The following is a 4,052-nucleotide window of genomic DNA, read 5'->3' as shown; positions in this document are numbered from 1 at the left end:
TTCTTCATTCGAGGGGTGCAAGGTAACGTCCTGCCAGACCGCGCCAGCATCATGCTCCGCGTGTCTCTAGGTGGGGGATTTTGAGGTGCCCACAGGTGGGGGAATTTGCCCGCCCATCGGGGATTGAGGACTTCCGAGTTGAGCAAGCAACTCGCTAAGATTTTTTTCACCCGACCCAGTGAAGAACACCTCTCCGAACACGCTGCTTTTGAAGGTTTGCATTCGGTGGTGGTACTGAAATCGCTTGCCGTCTTCTGTGTCATAGACAATCGCGAAAGCAATCGATTCTCGTTGAGCCTCGGTCAACGCGTACAGTTCGCTTCGGACTAGCGCCTCCGACAGTCCTGCGCCTTTCGATAAGCGAGCCGAAATTCCATTCGCGACACTTCGAGCAAAGAGTTCCCTTCCAGAATAAGCAAACATACCTCTTCTTCCGAGAGGATGTATTTTCTGTGAGAGGTCACTGATTTTCATCGGCCCCGAGTCAGTTTGAACTTCAAAATCCATCTCAACAGGGCGCACGATAGTTGGAAGAGCCACCGGTGCTTTCACGAAATCCGAAGGTGAGGCCAGAAGAGTGTCAGTGATGACCACCGGAAACGTGTCGGCAAAAAGAACGATGGTAATTGTCATAGAGATAGATATCAGGTTATCGAGCGTCGTCAATTCGCTCACGGATGCAAAGAATTGGTGACCCGTCGGACAAGATTCGCCATCGAATAGGTTGGTCACGAGCGCTGCGATGAGCAACCGTCTGTGGTCGTCTCACCCCATCTGGGGACAATCATCCAGCTGGCTCGCTATATATGTCTTCTGGCTGCAGGATGTCCTCGATGACGAGGACCGGCCGTATCGCCTCGCCGCCTAGATGCGCTGCTCCGGGCAATCCTCAGTCACTGACGTCAGTAACGTACTTTGCGCAGGGCAACTTCTTATTCCGCCAGCAAAGTATGGTCCGGAGATGGTTTTTGGTCAATTTCCCCCAATACTGCGTTAATTCCCTCAACATCCCCCAGCTTCCATGCTTCCGCCAGTAGAGTGCCCTTGGTGGTGAGGCGGACGGAATACGCTCTCTTTGATAGTTCGGCTGCAGGGTACTTGTACTTCATGTATGGCTCAATTGTGACAAGAAACGGCTCGTGGCCTTCGCCTACAAAGTCGTTGCGCTCTATGACCTCCGCTAACCCAGACACGATAAGGTCGGCGAAACGAACAACGCCGTCACCGGTAAGAACTAGGTCATTGCCAGGTGCGCTATTTAAGAAAAGCAGAGAAGTGGCGGTTTCTTTTGTCCAAGCGCGGTTGATTGCAACGGTCATTATTTTCCAAGCGCGAACGGATTCTCTATGAATCTGCTTGCTGTGCACCCTTGAATGACAATTAGGGCATAGCGCTATCAGATTATCTGCCGTGTCTTTCCCGCCTTCCGCCACATAAGTGATGTGGTGTAGTTCAAATAGAATGGTTCGACACCCCGGGTTCGCGCATATGTATCCGGCCTCGGTAAGAACCTCCCGCTTTATAGGCTCAGTAATTGATTTACGCTTTTCTGAATTCGAGTTGACTTGGGATGAAGCTTTCTTTTGCATAACATCGCTTTCCGTTTAAGTGTGTTCGACTGTATATCGCTTTAGCTCGGCGGTGACGCTGACCGACTGCAAAAGCACGCAAATTTTTTCCGCTCGTCTGTCCGCGCCCTTCGAGCACGAGAGCCGCAAAGACTCGAAACGATTGATTTCGACCGGGTTCGGCGCGTTGTGGGTCATGGCCTCTTTATAAGAACACGATGACGATGCAGCAGGCTACCGATAAAGGTTACATGTTATGGGGCCACACTATCGGCAGCGGGAAGAAGTTCTCGCCCCCGAGCGATATGCCGCGAGCGGGACGATTACGTGAGAGCAAAAATCTCGTTGAAGCTTCTTGCGTTCTCGCTGTCTTCGACACTCAAGAAGAAGCACAAGACGCAGGGCTCGTATGGGCGCGTGCGTGGGTCGACTCGTACGGATAGCCCCGGCTCGTCCACAGGCGGGAAGGACCAGTAGCGACTTGTGGGCACACTTCATGGTCTACCGGCAAATGCTCAAGGAGGAAGTACAGAGATGAGCGAATCGTAAATACCCTGCGCCATTTTTTTTACGTCGCCGCGCGACGCGTTCATCAAGATATTCGTGGTCGAATAGAAGGGCAAGAAAAACTCGGAGGGCATGGACCGCACCTCACCATCTACCAATGTATGCTCGAGCGCAGCACCAAACCAATTATCGGGCAGTGGATGCAGAGCATGGGGGTTGCGAATCAGAACGGTCCCTTGCCGCCAAGTCTCAAGGGGTCCCTCTTTATCGCCCACCTCGTAGACGAAGGGCTGGGGAACCGCCGCGTTGGGGTCATGCCGGTAGCAGGCGCCCCATCGAAGCATTCGCACGCCTTTAGCCATGAACTCGCCTTGATGCCCCATGCGATTGAACTTGGGGATGGTGCCAGTGTTGCAGAACAATACGGCCGATATGTGCTCTCCATCTGGCTGCCGGAAAAAGCCAGACGGTATGCGCTTGTAACCTTGCCGGTGCTCTTCCAGTTGATGACCTTGGATGACAAGATTTCCACTTTCGTCGTGCCACCAAGTGTGACCGAGTCCGTACAGATATTGAACCAACGGTATATCGGAGGTCGCGAGCGCGCCGGCCGCGTGGAAATCCTGAATCGCTAGAATCAGTGGCTTGTTCGCCACCTGAGGAAGCTCCCAGTATTTCTTCCTGAGCTTTGTGAAGAGCGGACTTCCAAGTCTAATGGGAATCGTGTGCGCCAGATTTTCTGCGGCCTCTTGGAGCGTCTTAAAGTCGGGGACTGCGTCGTAGGGTTGGATGGCACCGTTTCCTTTCGGATTTGCAGTCACTGCCTCGACGGCCGCCGTTAGCCCGCCTTTAGTGATTAGAAAATCGGGACGGTCAAAGCTTCTGTCCAACTCGTGCCCGACGTCCTTTAACATCACCGAGAGGAAGAACTCGAAGGTACGGGCGTCCAACGCGAACGTCTGAAACTGCTCGACGAAACTTCCGTCTGGGTCGACAAAATCTTCTTGAAGCCGCCTAAGGAGTTGACGTGCCGGAGAGTAGCCAGGTGTATCTCGCAATGACACGTACTGCGGATGCAGTTCGGTATCAGGCTTGCCTAAATCTGCGAACAAATCGATAGCCATCTCGATTGCCTCTCGCTATCGCGCTATGTCTAAAAAAGGCACCTAGGAACGAGCTATCGCTCTTCGATGCCTCTCTGAGAAACTCTTTCGCTCTGGCGGCGTCACCAGCGCTACCAATCAGTACGGCTACATCGTGCCGTCGTGCTGCATAGGGCCGATAAACTTCTCCGGCAATTCGATGAGATGAAACGGGCTCCCCTCCGTCACACGATGGAAGACAGCGACGCTCTCATCGAAGGATGCTGCAAGTATGCTTTGAAGCTGTTTAAGTCCGCTCATGAGGTTGACAAGCGCCTTTTGACTGGTCTCGCTCATCGAATGCTGCCCCGGCTCATCGAACATCAACACGCCAGGGTGATTGCCGGCGAAGTCTCGTGACGACGATGTTTGATAGACCGCGAGCAGAAATGCCCAGATGAGTCGGACGAAGTCACTTGCAGATGACTCGGATTTCACGTTCCGCTTCAGCACTTCACGCAACGTGATGTCGCCCAGTGCCGGTAGCAAAGTTCCAGCGTTGATTTGGACCTCGGGGATTTCGGCACTCGAATAGTTGAAGGCCGAGGCATTAGCGCGGAAGTTCTTTTCAAGAATTGAAATCTTGACTCGGTCCCTCTTACTGTACAAATCGCTCGGAAACTTCGCTCGTTCATCTTCCGCAACGGCAAGCTTGTCCGTCAGAGCTTCCGCACGCTCAAGAAATGTCGACAAACGGGACTCTGCACTCTGAAGGGCAATGTCCCATTGGCAGTTGAAGGTTGGGACGGCGGGTGCGGCATAGGTTAGGCGACCTTTCGATCATGGTCAATGTTCGTTGTTGAGGGCGGACGCTTCAGCGCCGCTGCGAGTACCC

The 4,052-nt window shown here is 53.3% G+C and carries 4 protein-coding genes and 1 pseudogene; 1 reads left to right on the top strand and 4 read right to left on the bottom strand.

All coding sequences use genetic code 11. The features are described 5' to 3' along the window. Positions 1–66: 66 nt before the first annotated feature. Together L5014_RS38330 and L5014_RS38325 are read right to left on the bottom strand one after the other, a co-directional pair. On the bottom strand, positions 67–732 hold the full coding sequence (locus L5014_RS38330) for a hypothetical protein (RefSeq protein WP_238469061.1): 666 nt from the start codon (positions 730–732) through the stop codon (positions 67–69). Between the two features lie 200 nt (positions 733–932). Then, positions 933–1,589: an HNH endonuclease gene (locus L5014_RS38325; RefSeq protein ID WP_238469060.1), complete on the bottom strand. Its 657-nt coding sequence runs from the start codon at positions 1,587–1,589 to the stop codon at positions 933–935. Between the two features lie 203 nt (positions 1,590–1,792). Between L5014_RS38325 and L5014_RS38320 the strand changes: the two are divergent. Then, positions 1,793–2,011 (top strand): annotated as a pseudogene (locus tag L5014_RS38320) (hypothetical protein). Positions 2,012–2,083: 72 nt separating this feature from the next. Here L5014_RS38320 and L5014_RS38315 read toward each other — a convergent pair. Together L5014_RS38315 and L5014_RS38310 are read right to left on the bottom strand one after the other, a co-directional pair. Next, entirely contained in the window at positions 2,084–3,199 is a 1,116-nt protein-coding gene (locus L5014_RS38315) for a hypothetical protein (protein ID WP_238469059.1), read from the bottom strand. Between the two features lie 126 nt (positions 3,200–3,325). Continuing rightward, complete coding sequence (locus L5014_RS38310; RefSeq protein ID WP_238469058.1) at positions 3,326–3,910, bottom strand: hypothetical protein; 585 nt, start codon at positions 3,908–3,910, stop codon at positions 3,326–3,328. Positions 3,911–4,052: the final 142 nt, after the last annotated feature.

Source organism: Paraburkholderia tagetis (assembly GCF_022213065.1).
Taxonomy (GTDB): Bacteria; Pseudomonadota; Gammaproteobacteria; order Burkholderiales; family Burkholderiaceae; genus Paraburkholderia; species Paraburkholderia tagetis.
Note: the sequence above shows the minus strand (reverse complement) of the source record. Positions and strands in the feature narration are given on the sequence as shown.

Excerpts from the sequence above, each read along its gene's own strand:
- L5014_RS38325 (WP_238469060.1), bottom strand. The coding sequence starts at position 1,589 with ATGCAAAAGAAAGCTTCATCCCAAGTCAACTCGAATTCAGAAAAGCGT.
- L5014_RS38315 (WP_238469059.1), bottom strand. The coding sequence starts at position 3,199 with ATGGCTATCGATTTGTTCGCAGATTTAGGCAAGCCTGATACCGAACTG.